The organism is Lysinibacter cavernae, from assembly GCF_011758565.1.
Classification (GTDB): Bacteria; Actinomycetota; Actinomycetes; order Actinomycetales; family Microbacteriaceae; genus Lysinibacter; species Lysinibacter cavernae.
Genome location: NZ_JAAMOX010000001.1, coordinates 745,622 through 763,188, shown reverse-complemented (window position 1 = coordinate 763,188; position 17,567 = coordinate 745,622). Strand labels below are relative to the sequence as shown.

Genomic DNA, 17,567 nt, shown 5'->3' with positions numbered 1-17,567 from the left:
AGTATTAATTCATGAGGCATGCAAAGATTGTCGCGACCTGGGGTCCGGCGGTATCGAGCTATGACAACACGCTGGCGCTCATTAACGCCGGCGTAAACGTGGCGCGAATGAACCTCAGCCACGGAACGTACAACGTCCACGAGGGCGTGTATCGCAACATCCGTCGCGCGGAAGAAGAAAGCGGCCGTCCCGTCGCCGTGCTGGTTGACCTGCAGGGACCAAAGATTCGTCTTGCCACCTTTGCCGATGGCCCTCATTACCTCGAGGTTGGCGATATTTTCAAGATCACCATTGAGGATGTTGTTGGCACCAAAGAGATCTGCGGCACGACCTTCAAGGGTCTGCCTCACGACGTAAAGCCAGGCGATCCGCTGCTCATTGATGACGGCAAGGTTTCGCTTAAGGTCTTGTCGACCGACGGCACCGTTGTCACCACAGAGGTCACGGTTCCCGGAAACGTCTCAAACAACAAGGGCATTAACCTGCCAGGTGTTGCCGTTAACGTGCCTGCGCTGTCGCAGAAAGACGAAGACGACCTGCGTTGGGGCCTCAAGCTGGGTGCCGACTACATCGCGCTTTCGTTCGTCCGCGACGCGGCCGACATCGTTCGCGTGCACGAAATCATGGCAGAAGAGGGCGTCAAGCTTCCGGTGATCGCAAAGATCGAGAAGCCGCAGGCCGTTGAGAATCTCGAAGACATCATTGACGCCTTTGACGGCATCATGGTTGCCCGTGGAGATCTCGGCGTTGAGCTTCCGCTCGAAGCGGTGCCGATCGTGCAGAAGCGTGCCGTAGAGCTCGCCCGCCGCATGGCGAAGCCCGTCATCGTGGCGACCCAGGTGCTCGAATCGATGATCGAGAACCCCCGCCCAACGCGCGCTGAGGCGTCCGACTGCGCCAACGCCATCCTCGATGGTGCCGACGCGGTAATGCTCTCCGGAGAAACCAGTGTTGGGGCGTTCCCCATTATCACGGTTGAGACGATGGCTCGCATTATCGAGTCGACCGAGGATCACGGCCTTGAGCGCATCCCAGCGCTTGGAACCAAGCCCCGCACCCAGGGTGGCGCAATTACGCTCGCGGCCTCAGAGGTTGCTGACTTCATCGGTGCGAAGTACCTGTGCGTATTCACGGAGTCTGGCGACTCGGTTCGCCGGATGTCCCGCCTGCGTCGGCCAATCCCGATCCTCGGCTTCACACCTTCGCTTGATATTCGCCGCCGCATGCAGCTCACTTGGGGCGTGCAGAGCTTCCTCGTTGATCGGGTAACCTCGACCGACGAAATGTTCCTGCAGGTTGACGACGCACTGCTCGATTCTGGCAAGGCCCAGATCGGTGACAAGGTGATTGTCATCGCCGGTTCCCCTCCCGGAGTTGTTGGTTCGACCAACGACCTCCGAGTACACCGCATTGGCGACGCAAAATTCGCCTCTGAGACGACGGAACACCGCGACTAGGTCATTCAACCCCGCAAGGGTGCAGCTCGGCCCGTGAAATGAACATATGTGCATTTCACGGGCCGAGCTCGTTTGTGCGTCGGGGAGTGAAGACTCGGAGCCAGGTCTTCATCGGTGTTCAAATTCTTCAGATGTGACACGACACGCCCGAACACAACCGGCTTTTAACGAGAAAAGCCCCTCCAGAGGAGGGGCTTTTCTGATTTACCCGAGCGGGTAATTTGGTGCCGGATGTGGGACTTGAACCCACACGTCCTTTCGAACAAAGCATTTTGAGTGCTCCGCGTCTACCATTCCGCCAATCCGGCTTGCGCAACGGGTACAACAATACCGTAGGCTTAACCCTGTGAATGACCAAACTCCATCAAATACTGCACCCCGCCGCGTTGTTGTGGCCGAAGACGAATCACTGATTCGTCTCGATATCGTTGAAATCCTGCGCGACGCCGGGTTTGATGTCGTCGGCGAAGCCGGTGATGGAGAAACCGCTGTTGCACTTGCGACCGAGCTGCGCCCCGACCTCGTTGTCATGGATGTGAAAATGCCGCTGCTTGATGGCATCTCAGCTGCCGAGCGCCTTAGCAAGAACCACATCGCGCCGGTTGTGCTGCTCACCGCCTTCAGCCAGAAAGAGCTGGTCGAGCGCGCAAGTGAAGCCGGTGCTCTGGCTTACGTTGTGAAGCCGTTTACTCCGAACGATCTGCTTCCCGCAATCGAAATTGCGCTTTCTCGCTACCAGCAAATTGTCACGCTTGAGGCAGAGGTCACCGACCTTGTCGAGCGTTTCGAGACCCGCAAACTGGTTGACCGTGCAAAGGGCATCCTCAACGAGAAGATGGGCCTGACCGAGCCAGAGGCATTCCGCTGGATTCAGAAGGCATCCATGGATCGCCGGCTCACGATGCACGATGTAGCTCAGGCCATCATCGATCAGCTGAGTGGTGACAAGAAGGCTCCCGCAAAGGCTGCCGAACCAGCGGCAGAAGCCGAATAGAACGTTTGTGAACGACGGTGGGCCCGCAACTTCGGTTGCGGGCCCACCGTCGTTCACTCCCAGCGCGCGCTCAGACCAAGCCAACTCGTAATCGAGGGCGGGATATCCACCCTATTTTTCGATTAATAGGGTGGATATCCCGCCCTCGATGCTGTGAGTCGTCGGCACAACCCGGGCAATCACACGACGCGGCGTAAATCTATTTGGCGTCCTTGATGAGGTTCGTGATGCGCACGGTCGAGCAGCGCTTTCCTGCTTCGTTTGTGATTACAATCTCGTGAACCGTGAGACTGCGTCCGAGGTGGATGGGCGTACACACCGCCGTGACGTAACCCTCAGTTGCCGACGCGGTATGAGTGGCGTTGATATCGATGCCAACGGCGAGTTTATTCGGGCCAGCAAAGAGATTTGCCGCCATCGAACCGAGCGATTCGCCCAGCACAACATAGGCTCCACCGTGCAGCAGCATGGCAGGCTGGGTGTTTCCGGCAACCGGCATCGTGGCGACGGTGCGGTCGATGGTGAATTCCTGAAACTCGATTCCCATCTTGTCGGCGAGGGCACCAACGCCGCGAGTTTCCAGAAATTTCATGCCGTCGATTGCTTCGTTTGTCATGGTGTCCTCTAAGTCGACCAGCTGTCCGTCGGTGCGGGCTTGTAGGCTGGGGGATGTGTCAAATACATCAAAGCCTACTCTCATGGTCATCGACGGTCACTCGCTCGCGTTCCGCGCGTTCTATGCGCTCCCCGTCGAGAGCTTTCAGACGCGCGACGGGCAATACACCAACGCCATCCACGGATTTATCGCCATGCTTATCAACCTTCTAAAGGCTGAGAAGCCCGATGCGCTTGCGGTGGCTTTTGATATCTCGCGCCACTCATTCCGCACGAGGGAGTATCCCGAGTACAAGGGCACACGTGGCGAGACTCCTGTTGAGTTCAAGGGGCAGATCCCGCTCTTGCAGCAGACCCTTGCGGCCATGGGCATCTTTACGATTGAAAAAGAAGACTACGAGGCAGACGACATTCTGGCGACCCTTGCTAAGCGAGGGGCTGAGGGCGGATACCGTGTGCTTGTGGTCAGCGGTGACCGCGACACTATCCAGCTGGTGAACGATGATGTCACCCTGCTGTACCCGTCACGTCAGGGCGTCAGCGATCTGACTCGCTACGACGCCGAGAAAGTGATGGAACGCTACGGCGTGCGGCCAGAGCAGTATCCAGAGATCGCCGCGCTTGTTGGCGAGACGAGCGACAACCTGCCAGGTGTGCCAAAGGTTGGCGAAAAGACCGCAGTGAAGTGGATCAACCTCTACGGGGGGCTTGACGAGATTCTTGCGCACCAAGACGAGATTGGTGGCAAGGTCGGCGAAAGCCTTCGCGAGCACGCTCACCTCGCGGAACGTAACCGTCGCCTCAACCGTCTTGTCAACGACGTCGAACTGCCGGTTGAACTCGACGACCTCACCCCTAAGCCGTTCAACGAGGATGCCGTTCGTGAGGCATTTGGTCGGCTCGAATTCCGCAGCCTCCTTGAGCGGGTCCTGAAGCTCAACGGACACGAGGGCGCGTCTGCGACGGCATCATCCGGGCCGGTTGCTGTGATCACTGCTGAGCCGTGCCCAAAACCGATGGTGCTGCTTGACGAAGAACTCGAGGCCTGGTTAGCCCGCGAGTCTGCCGCGCACCCAGACGGATTGGGGCTGCACTTTGATATCGACGCAACCTCAGGATCAGTCGTTGGTGTTGGCATTGCGGCTGGCGCCACAAGCGTTCAACTTGCCTGGCAACCCGGTGCAGCCGATTACGCCCAGTTCGAGGCCTGGCTGGCCAGCGATAGCCCAAAGATTATGTTCGACGCAAAGCACCAGGTCCAGGCTGCCGCCCGCGCTCTGGCCGGCGCACGGGCTGCGGCAACCGGCGAGCAGAGCCAAGACGATCTCACCTCGGAAGCTGCCAAACAGCTGGGGGTTGACGGGGTTCGGGGCGATGTGTTCCTCGGCGGATGGCTTCTTCGGCCCGGCAGCCCAGACAAAACCCTCGAAGATCTTGTGTCTCGGTACCTTGGCGAGTCGTTGCCGGTGGCAGACCCCAATCAGCTCGTTCCCGACGAAGATTCGGTTGTGAGTACCGCAACAACGGCGTGGTTCGTTCGTCGTCTGCAGCAGCACATTACGGCGGCGAGCGATGAGGGCACGTTAAGCGTGTACGAAACGATTGAGATGCCGGTGCTCCCTGTGCTCGCCAAGATGGAGCTTCGGGGCGTTGCGATCGACCGAGGCATCCTCTCCTCGATGAATGCGGAATTGGGGGAGCGCACGTCTGGGCTCGCTCAGCAGGCGTACGACGTGATCGGTCACGAGGTCAACCTCGGTTCGCCAAAGCAATTGCAAGAGGTGCTCTTTGACGAGCTCGATATGCCTAAGACCCGGGCGACAAAGACTGGCTACTCAACCGACGCCGCGGCGCTCACCGACCTGCAATCGAAGAATCCGCACCCGTTTCTTGGCCTCCTGCTCCAGCACCGCGATGCGACAAAGCTGCGGCAGATCGTAGAAACCCTCGAGAAAGCGGTCGGCGAGAATTCACGCGTGCACACCACCTACCAGCAGGCGGGCACGAGCACGGGGCGTTTGTCATCCGCCGACCCCAACCTGCAGAACATTCCAGTGCGCACGGCCGAGGGCCGGCGTATTCGTCAGGCCTTTGTTGTTGGTGAAGGATACGAAACGCTGCTGACCGCCGATTACTCGCAGATTGAGATGCGTATCATGGCTCACCTCTCTGGCGACGAGGGGCTCATCGAGGCCTTCAACCTCGGCGAAGATCTGCACAGCTTTGTTGGTGGCCGAATCTTTGGCGTTGAGCCAAGCGACGTAACGTCTGAAATGCGCAGCAAGGTCAAGGCGATGTCCTACGGCCTTGCGTACGGCCTCAGTGCGTTTGGGCTCTCAAAGCAGCTAAATATTTCGGTGGGCGAGGCAAAGCAGCTCATGGGTGACTACTTCGCTCGCTTTGGTGCGGTGCGCGACTACCTGCGTTCCGTTGTAGAACAGGCAAAAGAAGACCTGTACACCGAAACTATTTTTGGGCGTAAGCGCTTCTTCCCTGAGCTGAGCAGCCCAAACCGACTTGTTCGTGAAAACGCCGAACGTGCTGCGCTAAACGCCCCCATTCAGGGGAGCGCGGCGGACATCATGAAGCTCGCAATGGTTGGCATTGAGCGTCGCTTTGGTGAGCAAGAGCTTGCCTCTCGCATGCTTCTCCAGGTTCACGATGAGATAATCGTCGAGGTGGCTCCTGGCGAGTGGGAAACGGCAGAGGCTATCGTGCACGAAGAGATGTCGAACGTTGTAGAACTGAGCGTCCCGCTCGATGTTCACATTGGGCGCGGCGTCAACTGGGATGCCGGCGCGCACTAGCCTGCGCTTGAAGTCTGCCTTGCCTGCGTTTGGCAGCCACGGCCGGCGTTGTAGAGAGAAAGATAAACGAGTAATTATGGCAATTGCGGCGAATCGCGATTCTGAATCACTGCTTGGTGTCTTTCTGTCGACCGATCAACTTCCCACGATGCACGGCGCACACGGAGTCGAGTCCATGTGGCTTGCCTCCGATGCGGTGTTTTCAAGCAAGCGTGGGCTGCCGCCCTTCGTTGGTGCGCGCCGGGAAGAGCCGCAGACGGTCAGGGGCAACCTTGCAATCGGTATCGCGGCTGAGCGTATTTTTGGCCAGGTATCGCCTGGTTCAATTTCCGACGATGGCCTGACCTTTTCTGTGCCGCAAGGATCGGTTACAGTTCAGACGGAGGGGAGTCAGGGCTTATTCAGTCGTCGGCCCCGGGTCGTTGTGCTGGAGACGGCCGAATGGATACTGACCGTTGAAGATGTTCACGAGTTCCGCGACGGCCAAGTTCGGAGCAAGGCCGAGGGCGATTTCATTGAGCAAATTGCCGTGCCCGACGGTTCGCTGACGGCTACGGAGCCCGACGCGCTTCCGCTTACCGGGGCATTAGAGGCCGTCAATCGTAGGTTCGGCTCGAAATCGCAGCAACCAGGCGGCGGCGCAGGGGATGCCGCCGGTGATAGCGAAGTCGTGTCGTCTTTGTCGCAGCTTCCTAATGATGCCGGTGCTGATGTTCGCTCGCCCCAAGACCTCGATGTTGGTTCGTGGGACGAACTTGCAGACCAAAATACCTCGCCTGAGCGACTGTCCGAGATCGCGGTCTCGAGCCCAGAAGTGTGGTCGAGTGTACTTGCTCACCCAGCCTGTTATGAGGGCCTTCGCGATTGGATCGCGGCGGAGGTTGCCGTCGCCGTTTCAGAGGCGTCTTCTCCCTCGACTGATCCCGCGAGGCTCGCGCGTCTCGCTCAGTTGTTTCCAGAGCTGCACCAGGCGATTAGCCGAAATCCGGCCTGTTATCCGGAGCTTGCTCAGTGGATTGGCGATTACCAGTCGCTTGAGTAGTTGCCCTTGATCGTTCAGCCTCAATTGATATACTGTCGTCAAGACAGTAAATCGAGGTGTGATTCGTGGCCAACCCAGCAGGACAACGCGGTAGCTCCGTTTCTCCTATGGAAAATCCACTCGACTACAGCTCAGCCCCGCTTGCTGCCTTGCTTGAGGTCTTCACGCTGTGGGGGTCCGGGGGCTTCATTGAACGCCTCGCACAGTCTGCTGGCACGGCGCTCGACGCAACCAGCATCATCCTCTTGACGTCGTTGTCCCGAAACGGCGCAACTCGGCCCTCAGATCTTGCAGAAACACTCGGAGTCGGGGCCTCGAACGTCAGCAAGATGACAAAGCGACTCGCCGAGCTTGGGCTCGTCGAACGCGCAACGGATGCTGCGGATGCCAGGGCATCCCGCATCCGCCTCACCGCCGATGGGCTTGCCACCATGCGAGTTCTTGTCGTCGCTGGGGACGACATGATGGCCAACATCCTCGCAAGCTGGCCAGATGATCAACGAGCCAACCTGGCTGAACTGCTTCAGCGTTTCAGTCGGGACGCAAAGGCGTTTGCCGCGCAGATCAGTGAGTGATCGTGCCGCCCCAAGCGTCAGTTTGAAAGGTAGAGAAGAAATATGACAACACAACGCACCTACGTCGTCACCGGCGCCGCATCCGGCATCGGCAAGGCGAGCAAAGAACTGTTGGAGGCTGCTGGCAACACCGTGATTGGCGTTGACCTCCGCGACACCGACATCAATGTCGACCTCACCACTGCGGATGGTCGAGCGACTATGGTTGCTCAGGCGACTGAGTTGTCGGGCGGTCGCGTTGACGCCGTGCTTGCAATTGCAGGGCTGAGTGCTCCGATTCCCGCAACTGCCGGCGTGAACTACTTCGGCGCAATTGCCACGCTTGAGGGGCTTCGGCCACTGCTTGCGAAGTCTGATGCTCCACGCGCGGCGACAGTTGCGTCGATGGCGTCGCTGCACCCGCATGATGACGCCCTTCTTGAGGCGTTCATTGCCGGGGATGAGCCGAAAGCTATCGCGCGGGCACAGGAGCTTGCCGACCTCGGGCCAGAAGTTGGGTACATGATTTACTCAACGAGCAAGCAAGCTCTTGCCCGGTGGGTTCGCCGCACCGCTCCCACCGCCGAGTGGGCTGGGGCTGGCATCCCGCTGAACGCAATTGCCCCCGGAGTGATCCTCACTCCGATGACGGCTGAGTTGGTGGCAACAGAAGAAGGACGTAAGCAGCTGAACGAACAGGTGCCGATGCCACTGAACGGTCCTGCCGCGGCGATCGTTCCTGCCGAGCTGCTGGTTTGGCTCACAAGCGAGCAGAACAGTCACCTGTGTGGTCAGGTCATTTTTGTTGACGGTGGATACGATGCGGTTACCCGGGGCGAGTCCACCTGGTAGAGACTAGGGGTTCATGGATTCTTGGCGCGGCGTGGCACCGCGTCGCGCCTTGAATTGCCCTGATAAAGTCAGCTACAATACAGTGTCACACTTGTGACATTTTTGTCCGCTGTCAAATTCAGCCTCGCGCCCGCGAGACCAGCTGATTTGGCCTGATATATGTCCGTACTGGAGTACTAACTACATGACAATCGCAACGACCGGCAAGGCAGCCAAGCAGGTAGCCATCAATGACATTGGCTCTGCTGAAGATTTTCTTGCCGCAGTCGAGAAGACTCTGAAATTCTTCAACGATGGAGACCTCATCGAGGGAACCGTTGTCAAGATCGACCGCGACGAGGTTCTGCTCGACGTGGGATACAAGACCGAGGGTGTTATCCCCTCTCGTGAGCTTTCCATCAAGCACGACGTTGACCCCACCGAGGTTGTCAACGTAGGCGACACCGTTGAGGCGCTCGTTCTGCAGAAGGAAGACAAAGAAGGTCGTCTGATCCTCAGCAAGAAGCGCGCACAGTACGAGCGTGCCTGGGGCGACGTCGAGAAGATCCGTGACGAAGACGGTGTTGTCACCGGAACGGTCATCGAAGTTGTCAAGGGTGGACTCATCGTTGACATCGGACTTCGTGGATTCCTTCCTGCCTCGCTCATTGAGCTGCGTCGCGTTCGCGACCTCACTCCTTACCTTGGTCAGGAGATCGAGGCCAAGATCCTTGAACTCGACAAGAACCGCAACAACGTTGTGCTTTCACGTCGTGCACTGCTTGAGCAGACGCAGTCAGAGAGCCGCTCGACGTTCCTCGCCAACCTCCAGCCTGGCCAGGTCCGCAAGGGTGTTATCTCGTCGATCGTCAACTTCGGTGCATTCGTTGACCTTGGCGGCGTAGACGGCCTCGTCCACGTTTCCGAGCTCAGCTGGAAGCACATCGAGCACGCCTCCGAGGTTGTTGAGGTTGGCCAAGAGGTTACCGTTGAGGTTCTCTCGGTTGAGCTCGACCGCGAGCGTGTTTCGCTCTCGCTCAAGGCAACGCAGGAAGACCCATGGCAGGTATTCGCCCGCACCCACGCAATCGGACAGGTTGCACCGGGTAAGGTCACCAAGCTCGTTCCCTTCGGCGCGTTCGTTCGCGTTGCAGACGGCATCGAGGGCCTCGTGCACATCTCCGAGCTGTCGGGCAAGCACGTTGAACTCGCCGAGCAGGTTGTTTCGGTCAACGACGAGGTATTCGTCAAGGTTATCGACATCGACCTCGAGCGTCGCCGCATCTCGCTGAGCCTCAAGCAGGCCAACGAGGGCGTAGACCCAGAGGGCACCGAGTTCGACCCAGCACTCTACGGAATGCTCACGGAGTACGACGACGAGGGCAACTACAAGTACCCAGAAGGCTTCGACCCCGAGACCAACGAGTGGAAAGAGGGCTTCGAAACCCAGCGCGAAAAGTGGGAGCAGGACTACGCTGCTGCACAGGAGCGTTGGGAAGCCCACAAGAAGCAGGTTGCCGCATCCGCACTGGAAGAGGCAGCTGACGTTGCCGCTGCAGGCGACACGGCATTCTCGAGCGACAACACCGTTGCTGGCGCACTCGCCGGCGACGAGTCGCTTGCTGCGCTCAAGTCGGCTCTCGAAGAGAAGAACTAGTATCAACTAGCTTCACTTCAGGTTCGTAAGAACGGGTCGTCTCCTTCGGGAGGCGGCCCGTTCTTTGTTTAACGCGTTGCCTTCAGGACGGATATTGAGCTGGGGCCCCTACCTTGGCCACACTTGGCCGCTGCACCGCCGCTGCACACCACCGGGCCGCACTTCACTGCGCCGACCCAACTCGTGGCGCCCTTTCGTGCCGCGCCCAGCGTGTGGTGATCAATCGTGTGGTGATCCTGACCATGGCAGTGGTGGCCGGGCATGCGAGGGGGGATGTGCGGTGGCCCGAAGCTGTCTCGCCCCTGGGTGCGACGGGACTGGGTGCGGCCATCCTGGGTGCGGCCATCCTGGGCGCGGCCATCCTGGGCGCGGCCATCCTGGGCGCGGCCATCCTGGGCGCGGCCATCCTGGGCGCGGCCACTCTGCGCGCGGACACCCTGTGTGCGTCGCCTCAGCCCCACCTCAACACGCGCGTCCTCATCGCGCGTCCTCTCCGCATCCACTGACCGAAGCGCAGCAGATGTGACGCTAGAGTTCCTTCCCCGTCGGCGGAAGGAACTCTAGCGTCACATCTGGTTCGGGCTCTCGCGGGGGACCCGAAGGGATCCCGAACGTGGGCTGGCCGATTGGCAGGTGATTGTGAGTGGGAACGATCAAGTCGGGCGAGTTTGTGTCGCGGACGCACATTGAATTTGGCAGGAAAACAGCGTCATTCCGCGCCCAAATGAGGAACAAAAACTTTTTCAAACTTTTTTGAAAAACCCGCGTAAAGAAATGCGTACCCTCCGGTCTAACACAGTGCAAGGGGAAGTTGGCAACAACCTTCACTGGCACCAAAGACCGACTCCGTGTTCACAGGAAAGAAACGATGCGCAATCATCTGAAGCAGGCTACAGGCTCACAGGGGAGAGCAATACCTGTTGGGGCTGAATGTGAAGCACGGAGTCAGAAACGGTGTAGCTACCGGAGTGCGTGGGTACAAATTAGGGGCCTCACGCAACAGACGCCCTAGGTTTTGGGCCGCTACGAACCCGTCAGATTCGCAACAGCGCGATTCTGACGGGTTTTTTCTTTTCGTTTTCGCCAGAGCATGACGATACCAATGATGGCTCCGATAAGCAGCAGGGCGGCAAGCACCGGGGCGAACAACGCAAGAAATGAACCAACTGCGCTGACACCATCTTCGAACGTGCTGAGGAGTGGGGAAGCGAAGCCGACAAACATGGCAGTCGCCGCTATTCGGAAGCCAGTCTTGACGAGATGCGTAATTAGGGCCAACCCAACGCCGATAGCTACAGGAACCCACTGATTGTTTTCAAAGAACGCTGATGGGTCGGCAACCGCAACCGTACTTGCGTTCGCTCCGGACCCAAAGACGATGCCGCCGGATGCTGGACGGATAATCGTTTGAATGACGTCGTTGACAGTGTCTACGGCGGGTATTTTGTCGGCGATCAGCTCAATCACGAGGAGCACGCCGATTACGATCAGTGCGATATCACTTTCGATCCACGACCAGGTGGTTGGGAGAGCGATGAAATCGGTAAACCGTGACAGCAGCCCAATAGCAAGCAACGGAATATATGCGTTCAGGCCTGCGGCGAGGGCCAAACTTGCGCCAGTGAGCAACTCTAACATAGTGATTAAAGCCTAACAGTCTGTGCACGAGTGTGTCCGAGCGGGTGTCCTTCCCCTTAAACGGAACCGAACTGACAGCACACAGTTGGTCGCGGGGCGCGGCCTTAGATAAGATCGCCGCGTGTACCTCATTGGATTAACGGGCGGAATTGCCGCCGGCAAAAGTACTGTTTCGCGTCGGCTTGCAGAACACGGCGCTCACCACATCGACGCGGATCAGCTGGCTCGTGAAGCGGTTGCTTCCGGCAGCAAGGGACTTACCTCCGTTGCGCAGGCGTTTGGCCAAGAAGTGATTACGCCTGACGGGAACCTTGACCGAGCTGCCCTCGGTGCGATCGTCTTTCACGACCCGGCGAAGCTCGAGGTCCTCAACGGCATCGTACATCCTGAGGTTCAGCGCCTCACTCGTGAACGCTTTGCCTCCATTACGGAGGGCGAGCCGGATGCCGTCATCGTCTACGACGTGCCGCTTCTTGTCGAGGCGAAGGTCAATCATCCGTGGGATCTCATCGTGACGGTTGAGGCACCGGTCGAGACCCGAGTTCGGCGACTGATCGAACTCAGAGGAATGACCGAAGACGAAGCGCGAGGGCGCATCAGTAAGCAGGCCACATCCGAGCAGCGACAAGAGGTAGCCGATGTCGTCATCGACTCGTCTGGGAGCGTGGACGAAACGATCGCCCAGACGGATGCGCTGTGGCAGCGCGTCATCAATCGCTTGTAGCGGAAACGCGCCCTGTCGCACCCACCCCACTGTCAGCGCCTGGCCGTAGACTCTTTTCTATGGAACCAACACGCGTGGTGCGACCCTTCGAAGTCATTAGTGATTACGAGCCGAGCGGCGATCAGCCGCAGGCCATCGCCGAACTCACCGCTCGCATAAATGCGGGAGAGACCGATGTGGTCCTACTCGGTGCTACGGGTACGGGTAAGTCAGCGACGACGGCATGGCTTATTGAACAGGTCCAGCGACCAACGCTCATCCTTGCCCACAACAAGACGCTTGCCGCGCAGCTTGCGAACGAGTTCCGCGAGCTTATGCCAAATAATGCGGTTGAGTACTTTGTTTCCTACTACGACTACTACCAGCCTGAAGCCTACGTTCCCCAGACAGACACGTTTATTGAGAAAGACTCCTCCGTAAACGCAGAGGTTGAACGACTTCGGCACTCGACGACTAATTCGCTACTGAGCCGCCGTGACGTTGTTGTGGTCTCAACGGTGTCGTGCATCTACGGCTTGGGTAAGCCAGAAGAGTACTACGAGGCCATGGTCGCGCTTCGTGTTGGTCAGCAGGTTGACCGAGATTGGCTCATCCGCAAGTTTGTGTCTATGCAGTATCAGCGCAACGATATTGATTTCTCACGGGGAAACTTCCGCGTACGTGGCGACACAATCGAGATTATTCCTATGTACGAAGAGCTCGCCATCCGCATCGAGATGTTCGGTGATGAGGTCGAGGCGCTGTATTTCCTGCATCCGCTTACTGGTGACGTTGTGAGCAAACCAGATTCTATTTCGGTGTTCCCCGGTTCGCACTACGTGGCGAGCGACAACGTCATGCAGCGCGCAATTGGCGATATCCGGGATGAACTTGACGAGCGCCTGCCACAGCTCAAGAAGGCCGGCAAGCTTGTCGAAGAACAGCGACTTCGTATGCGCACAACCTTCGACCTCGAGATGATGGAGCAGATCGGGTTCTGCTCCGGCATCGAAAACTATTCGCGTCATATCGATGGCCGCAAGCCTGGTGAAGCTCCGCACTGCCTGCTCGACTATTTTCCAGACGACTTCCTCGTGGTGATTGACGAGTCTCACGTCACCGTTCCCCAGATCGGGGCTATGTATGAGGGCGACTCATCGCGAAAACGAACGCTTGTTGATCACGGCTTCCGACTCCCGAGTGCGCTCGATAACCGGCCGCTCAAGTGGCCGGAGTTCAACGAACGAGTTGGCCAAAAGGTGTACCTGTCTGCAACTCCTGGCAAGTATGAGATGGGCATCGCCGACGGTGTTGTTGAGCAGATTATCCGCCCAACTGGCCTGATTGATCCGCAAATCATTGTTAAGCCGTCGCTCGGTCAGATTGACGATTTGCTCGAGCAGATTAAGCAGCGCACGGAGAAAGACGAGCGTATCCTTGTGACCACGCTGACGAAGAAGATGGCAGAAGAGCTCACCGACTTCCTCACCGAGGCGGGCGTTCGGGTGCGATACCTGCACTCCGATGTCGATACGCTTCGCCGGGTTGAGTTGCTGAGCGAGCTGCGGCAGGGCGTATACGACGTTCTTGTTGGTATCAACCTGTTGCGAGAAGGCCTCGACCTTCCCGAGGTCTCGCTTGTTGCGATCCTCGACGCCGATAAGGAGGGCTTTCTCCGGTCGTCAACGTCACTTATCCAGACCATCGGTCGTGCCGCACGTAACGTGTCGGGCGAGGTGCACATGTACGCAGACCGCATTACACCGTCGATGCGCCAGGCCATCGATGAGACTGATCGCCGGCGCGAGAAACAAATCGCGTACAACACCGAACACGGTATCGATCCGACCCCGCTTCGCAAGAAGATCAGTGACATCACGGCCGTGCTTGCCAGAGAAGACGCCGACACGGCAGCGCTGCTCAACTCGCGCGGCGACGGCAAAAAGAAATCGCCGACGCCCAATCTGCGACGCACTGGCATCGCGGCGACGGGAGCGAACGAACTTGAGGCGCTTGTTGCCGACCTCAACGCCCAGATGCTGACTGCCGCATCCGAGCTCAAGTTTGAGCTCGCCGCCCGGCTGCGAGACGAAGTTTCCGAGCTGAAGAAAGAACTGCGAAACATGATGGCAGCAGGGCATATCGACGCGTAGCTTCCTTGCACCGCTTGGGCGTATCTTTGCCGGTTGGGCGTAACTTGCAAGATACGCCCAACCGGGAAAGATACGCCCAACCGGGAGGATACGCCGAACCTGTCGGTTAGGTGAGATAGCACGCGCAGCAGAATGTCAGTGGCTCCCCGTAGACTTGAGGAGTGCCAAAACAGCTAACTGACGAACCCACCACAAGCGTTGTTCCTGCCCCCCAGAAGAAGGTCGCCCGCGCGCATATCGAGCCGACAACAGGGCCGAGCATCAGCGTGCAGGGCGCGCGCGTTCATAACCTCCGCAATGTTGATGTCTCGGTGCCACGAGATTCGCTTGTGGTCTTCACCGGGCTTTCTGGCTCAGGTAAGTCATCGCTCGCGTTTGACACCATCTTTGCCGAGGGCCAACGCCGATATGTCGAGTCACTTTCGGCGTATGCGCGCCAGTTCCTCGGTCAGGTAGACCGCCCAGATGTCGACTTCATCGAGGGGCTCAGCCCAGCGGTCTCCATCGACCAGAAGTCGACGAACCGCAACCCTCGCTCAACGGTTGGCACTATTACCGAGATCTACGACTACATGCGTCTGCTCTGGGCCCGCACCGGTATCCCACACTGCGCGGTGTGTGGCGAGGTCATCGAGCGCCAAACGGTTCAGCAGATTGCCGATCGCCTCATGCTCATGGAAGAGCGCACGCGCTTCCAGATCCTCGCGCCCGTTGTACAGGGCAAGAAGGGTGAGTTTGTTGATCTCTTCCGCAACCTCGCGGCAAGCGGTTTTGCACGGGCCCTTGTCGACGGTGAACGCATCCAGCTCAGTGACCCACCAAAGCTCAAGAAGCAGATCAAACACGAGATCTCGGTCATCGTTGACCGGCTCGTGGCAGGTCCCGACATCCTTGGGAGGCTCACCGATTCCCTCGAAACCGCGCTGCGCCTCACCGATGGCCTTGTGACAATCAACTTTGTTGACGAAGAAGGCGACGCGGCCTGGCAAACGTATTCCGAGAAGCTGTCCTGCCCAAATAACCACCCTGTTCAGCTCACCGAAATCGAGCCGCGCACTTTCTCGTTTAACGCGCCATTTGGCGCCTGCGGGGAGTGCAGTGGACTCGGCACGCGCATGTCAGTCGACGAGCACCTGCTGCTTGGCGACCCAAGCCTCAGCATTTCCGAGGGGGTCATCATCCCATGGACAACCCAGGGCAAAGGGCTGTACCAATACTACGAAAAGCTGCTCAAAGGCCTCGCCGCAGACCTCGACTTTAAGCTCACAACGCCATGGGAGAAGCTGTCGACCGAAGTGCAGCAGGCCGTCTTGAACGGTAACAACTTTGAGGTAAGTGTGAAGTGGAAGAACCGCTTCGGCCGCGAAATGCAGTACACCTCAGGCTTTGAGGGTGTTGTTCCATACATCGAACGACAGTACCTCCAAGCCGATAGCGATTGGTCACGCCAGAAATGGTCCGACTACCTCCGTGAGATTCCTTGCCCGGCGTGCAACGGCCAGCGTCTCAAGCCTGAGGTACTCGCCGTCACCGTCGGAGGAAAGAGCATCGCCGACGTCTGCGAGCTCAGCCTCACCGATGCGCAGACGTTTATGAACACGCTCACGCTGACCGACCGCCAGGCCGCAATCGCTGCGCAGGTGCTCCGTGAGATTCGGTTGCGCCTTGAGTTCCTGATCGAGGTTGGGCTCAACTACCTCGACCTTGCTCGGGCCGCTGGCTCCCTATCCGGCGGCGAGGCCCAGCGTATCCGCTTGGCCACCCAAATTGGTTCCGGCCTCACTGGTGTGCTGTATGTGCTCGACGAGCCAAGCATCGGCCTGCACCAGCGCGATAACCGACGCCTGATCGAGACGCTCATCAAACTGCGCGACCTCGGCAACACGCTTATCGTTGTTGAACACGACGAAGATACCATTCGTACCGCCGACTGGATTGTTGATATCGGTCCCGGAGCCGGAGTCGAGGGCGGCGAAGTTGTTCATTCTGGTCACTATGATGATCTGCTCGTCAACGAACGATCACTGACCGGTAAGTACCTGTCGGGTGCGCTCTCCATCGAGACGCCAAAGAAGCGGCGAGCTCGCGATAAAGACCGAAAGCTGACCGTGGTTGGGGCACAAGCCAACAACCTGAAAAACGTCACCGTCGATTTCCCCTTGGGCATATTCACCGCGGTGACGGGTGTGAGCGGTTCCGGTAAATCGTCACTTGTGAACGACATCCTCTACCAAGTCCTCGCGAATAAGCTCAACGGAGCCAGGAGCGTGCCAGGCCGGCACACCCGAGTGACGGGCCTTGAGCACCTTGATAAGGTCGTACACGTCGATCAGAACCCCATCGGGCGCACGCCAAGGTCAAACCCAGCAACCTACACCGGTGTGTTTGACCGCATCCGCACCCTGTTTTCCGAGACGCCAGAGGCCAAAGCGCGTGGATACCTTCCCGGACGCTTTAGCTTCAACGTTAAGGGAGGCCGCTGCGAGGCTTGTTCTGGTGACGGCACGCTGAAGATCGAGATGAACTTCCTCCCTGACGTCTACGTCGCATGTGAGGTGTGTGGGGGAGACCGCTACAACCGCGATACACTCTCGGTGCATTACAAGGGCAAGAACATCGCAGAGGTGCTCAACATGCCGATCGCAGAAGCCGCGGTCTTCTTCGAACCAATCAGCGCAATTCATCGCTTCCTGAAAACACTGGTTGATGTTGGCCTCGGATATGTCCGACTCGGGCAGAGCGCAACAACCCTCTCAGGAGGTGAAGCTCAACGAGTGAAACTCGCAACCGAGCTGCAGAAGCGCTCGAACGGGCGCAGCATCTATGTGCTCGACGAGCCAACCACCGGTCTGCACTTCGAGGACGTTCGCAAATTGCTGCTCGTGCTCAACGGGCTTGTTGATAAAGGCAATACGGTCTTGGTTATTGAGCACAACCTCGATGTCATCCGCTCTGCCGACTGGATTATCGATATCGGCCCAGAGGGCGGTGCCGGCGGCGGAACCGTCGTTGCAATCGGCACACCCGAGAAGGTTGCGGCCAACCCAGAGAGCTACACTGGCGAATTCCTCGCCGAGATTCTCGGAGTTAAACGCCCGGCCAACGCGAAGAGCTAA

13 protein-coding genes and 1 tRNA gene are annotated in these 17,567 nt (G+C 58.5%); 11 read left to right on the top strand and 3 right to left on the bottom strand.

Annotation, left to right across the window (positions count from 1 at the left end):
- Positions 1–11: 11 nt before the first annotated feature.
- Positions 12–1,457, top strand: coding sequence for a pyruvate kinase (pyk, locus tag FHX76_RS03590; protein WP_167147994.1), 1,446 nt, complete (start codon positions 12–14; stop codon positions 1,455–1,457).
- A gap of 222 nt (positions 1,458–1,679) precedes the next feature.
- Here the strand turns inward: pyk and FHX76_RS03585 are convergent.
- Positions 1,680–1,765, bottom strand: a tRNA-Leu gene (locus tag FHX76_RS03585).
- Positions 1,766–1,803: 38 nt separating this feature from the next.
- Between FHX76_RS03585 and FHX76_RS03580 the strand changes: the two genes are divergently transcribed.
- Positions 1,804–2,451 carry a response regulator gene (locus tag FHX76_RS03580; protein WP_167147992.1) on the top strand — a complete coding sequence of 216 codons (648 nt, stop codon included), beginning with the start codon at positions 1,804–1,806 and terminating at the stop codon, positions 2,449–2,451.
- A gap of 199 nt (positions 2,452–2,650) precedes the next feature.
- Here FHX76_RS03580 and FHX76_RS03575 read toward each other — a convergent pair whose 3' ends face one another.
- The gene (locus FHX76_RS03575; RefSeq protein ID WP_167147990.1) at positions 2,651–3,067 is read right to left on the bottom strand and encodes a hotdog fold thioesterase; all 417 of its coding nucleotides are present in this window, start codon (positions 3,065–3,067) and stop codon (positions 2,651–2,653) included.
- Between the two features lie 55 nt (positions 3,068–3,122).
- On the opposite strand from FHX76_RS03575, the gene polA reads away from it, so the two are divergent.
- The 6 genes from polA to FHX76_RS03545 all read left to right on the top strand — a co-directional run bounded on the left by polA (position 3,123) and on the right by FHX76_RS03545 (position 10,463).
- Positions 3,123–5,873 carry a DNA polymerase I gene (gene polA / locus FHX76_RS03570; protein ID WP_167147988.1) on the top strand — a complete coding sequence of 917 codons (2,751 nt, stop codon included), beginning with the start codon at positions 3,123–3,125 and terminating at the stop codon, positions 5,871–5,873.
- Between the two features lie 76 nt (positions 5,874–5,949).
- A complete protein-coding gene (locus tag FHX76_RS03565; RefSeq protein WP_167147986.1) occupies positions 5,950–6,915 on the top strand; it encodes a variant leucine-rich repeat-containing protein in 966 nt (321 codons plus the stop codon).
- 65 nt (positions 6,916–6,980) lie between these two features.
- A complete protein-coding gene (locus FHX76_RS03560) occupies positions 6,981–7,490 on the top strand; it encodes a MarR family transcriptional regulator (protein ID WP_167147984.1) in 510 nt (169 codons plus the stop codon).
- Positions 7,491–7,532: 42 nt separating this feature from the next.
- Complete coding sequence (locus tag FHX76_RS03555; RefSeq protein WP_167147981.1) at positions 7,533–8,321, top strand: SDR family oxidoreductase; 789 nt, start codon at positions 7,533–7,535, stop codon at positions 8,319–8,321.
- Between the two features lie 184 nt (positions 8,322–8,505).
- Positions 8,506–9,957: a 30S ribosomal protein S1 gene (gene rpsA / locus FHX76_RS03550; RefSeq protein ID WP_167147979.1), complete on the top strand. Its 1,452-nt coding sequence runs from the start codon at positions 8,506–8,508 to the stop codon at positions 9,955–9,957.
- A gap of 215 nt (positions 9,958–10,172) precedes the next feature.
- Positions 10,173–10,463 carry a hypothetical protein gene (locus FHX76_RS03545; RefSeq protein WP_208402426.1) on the top strand — a complete coding sequence of 97 codons (291 nt, stop codon included), beginning with the start codon at positions 10,173–10,175 and terminating at the stop codon, positions 10,461–10,463.
- Between the two features lie 517 nt (positions 10,464–10,980).
- Here the strand turns inward: FHX76_RS03545 and FHX76_RS03540 are convergent.
- Positions 10,981–11,595: a DUF4126 domain-containing protein gene (locus FHX76_RS03540; RefSeq protein ID WP_167147975.1), complete on the bottom strand. Its 615-nt coding sequence runs from the start codon at positions 11,593–11,595 to the stop codon at positions 10,981–10,983.
- Positions 11,596–11,716: 121 nt separating this feature from the next.
- Between FHX76_RS03540 and coaE the strand changes: the two genes are divergently transcribed.
- From coaE to uvrA, 3 genes are all read left to right on the top strand, one after another.
- Positions 11,717–12,319, top strand: coding sequence for a dephospho-CoA kinase (coaE, locus tag FHX76_RS03535; protein ID WP_167147973.1), 603 nt, complete (start codon positions 11,717–11,719; stop codon positions 12,317–12,319).
- Positions 12,320–12,378: 59 nt separating this feature from the next.
- A complete protein-coding gene (gene uvrB, locus FHX76_RS03530; protein WP_167147971.1) occupies positions 12,379–14,451 on the top strand; it encodes an excinuclease ABC subunit UvrB in 2,073 nt (690 codons plus the stop codon).
- A 236-nt stretch (positions 14,452–14,687) separates the two neighbouring features.
- On the top strand, positions 14,688–17,567 hold the full coding sequence (gene uvrA, locus FHX76_RS03525; protein WP_341777912.1) for an excinuclease ABC subunit UvrA: 2,880 nt from the start codon (positions 14,688–14,690) through the stop codon (positions 17,565–17,567).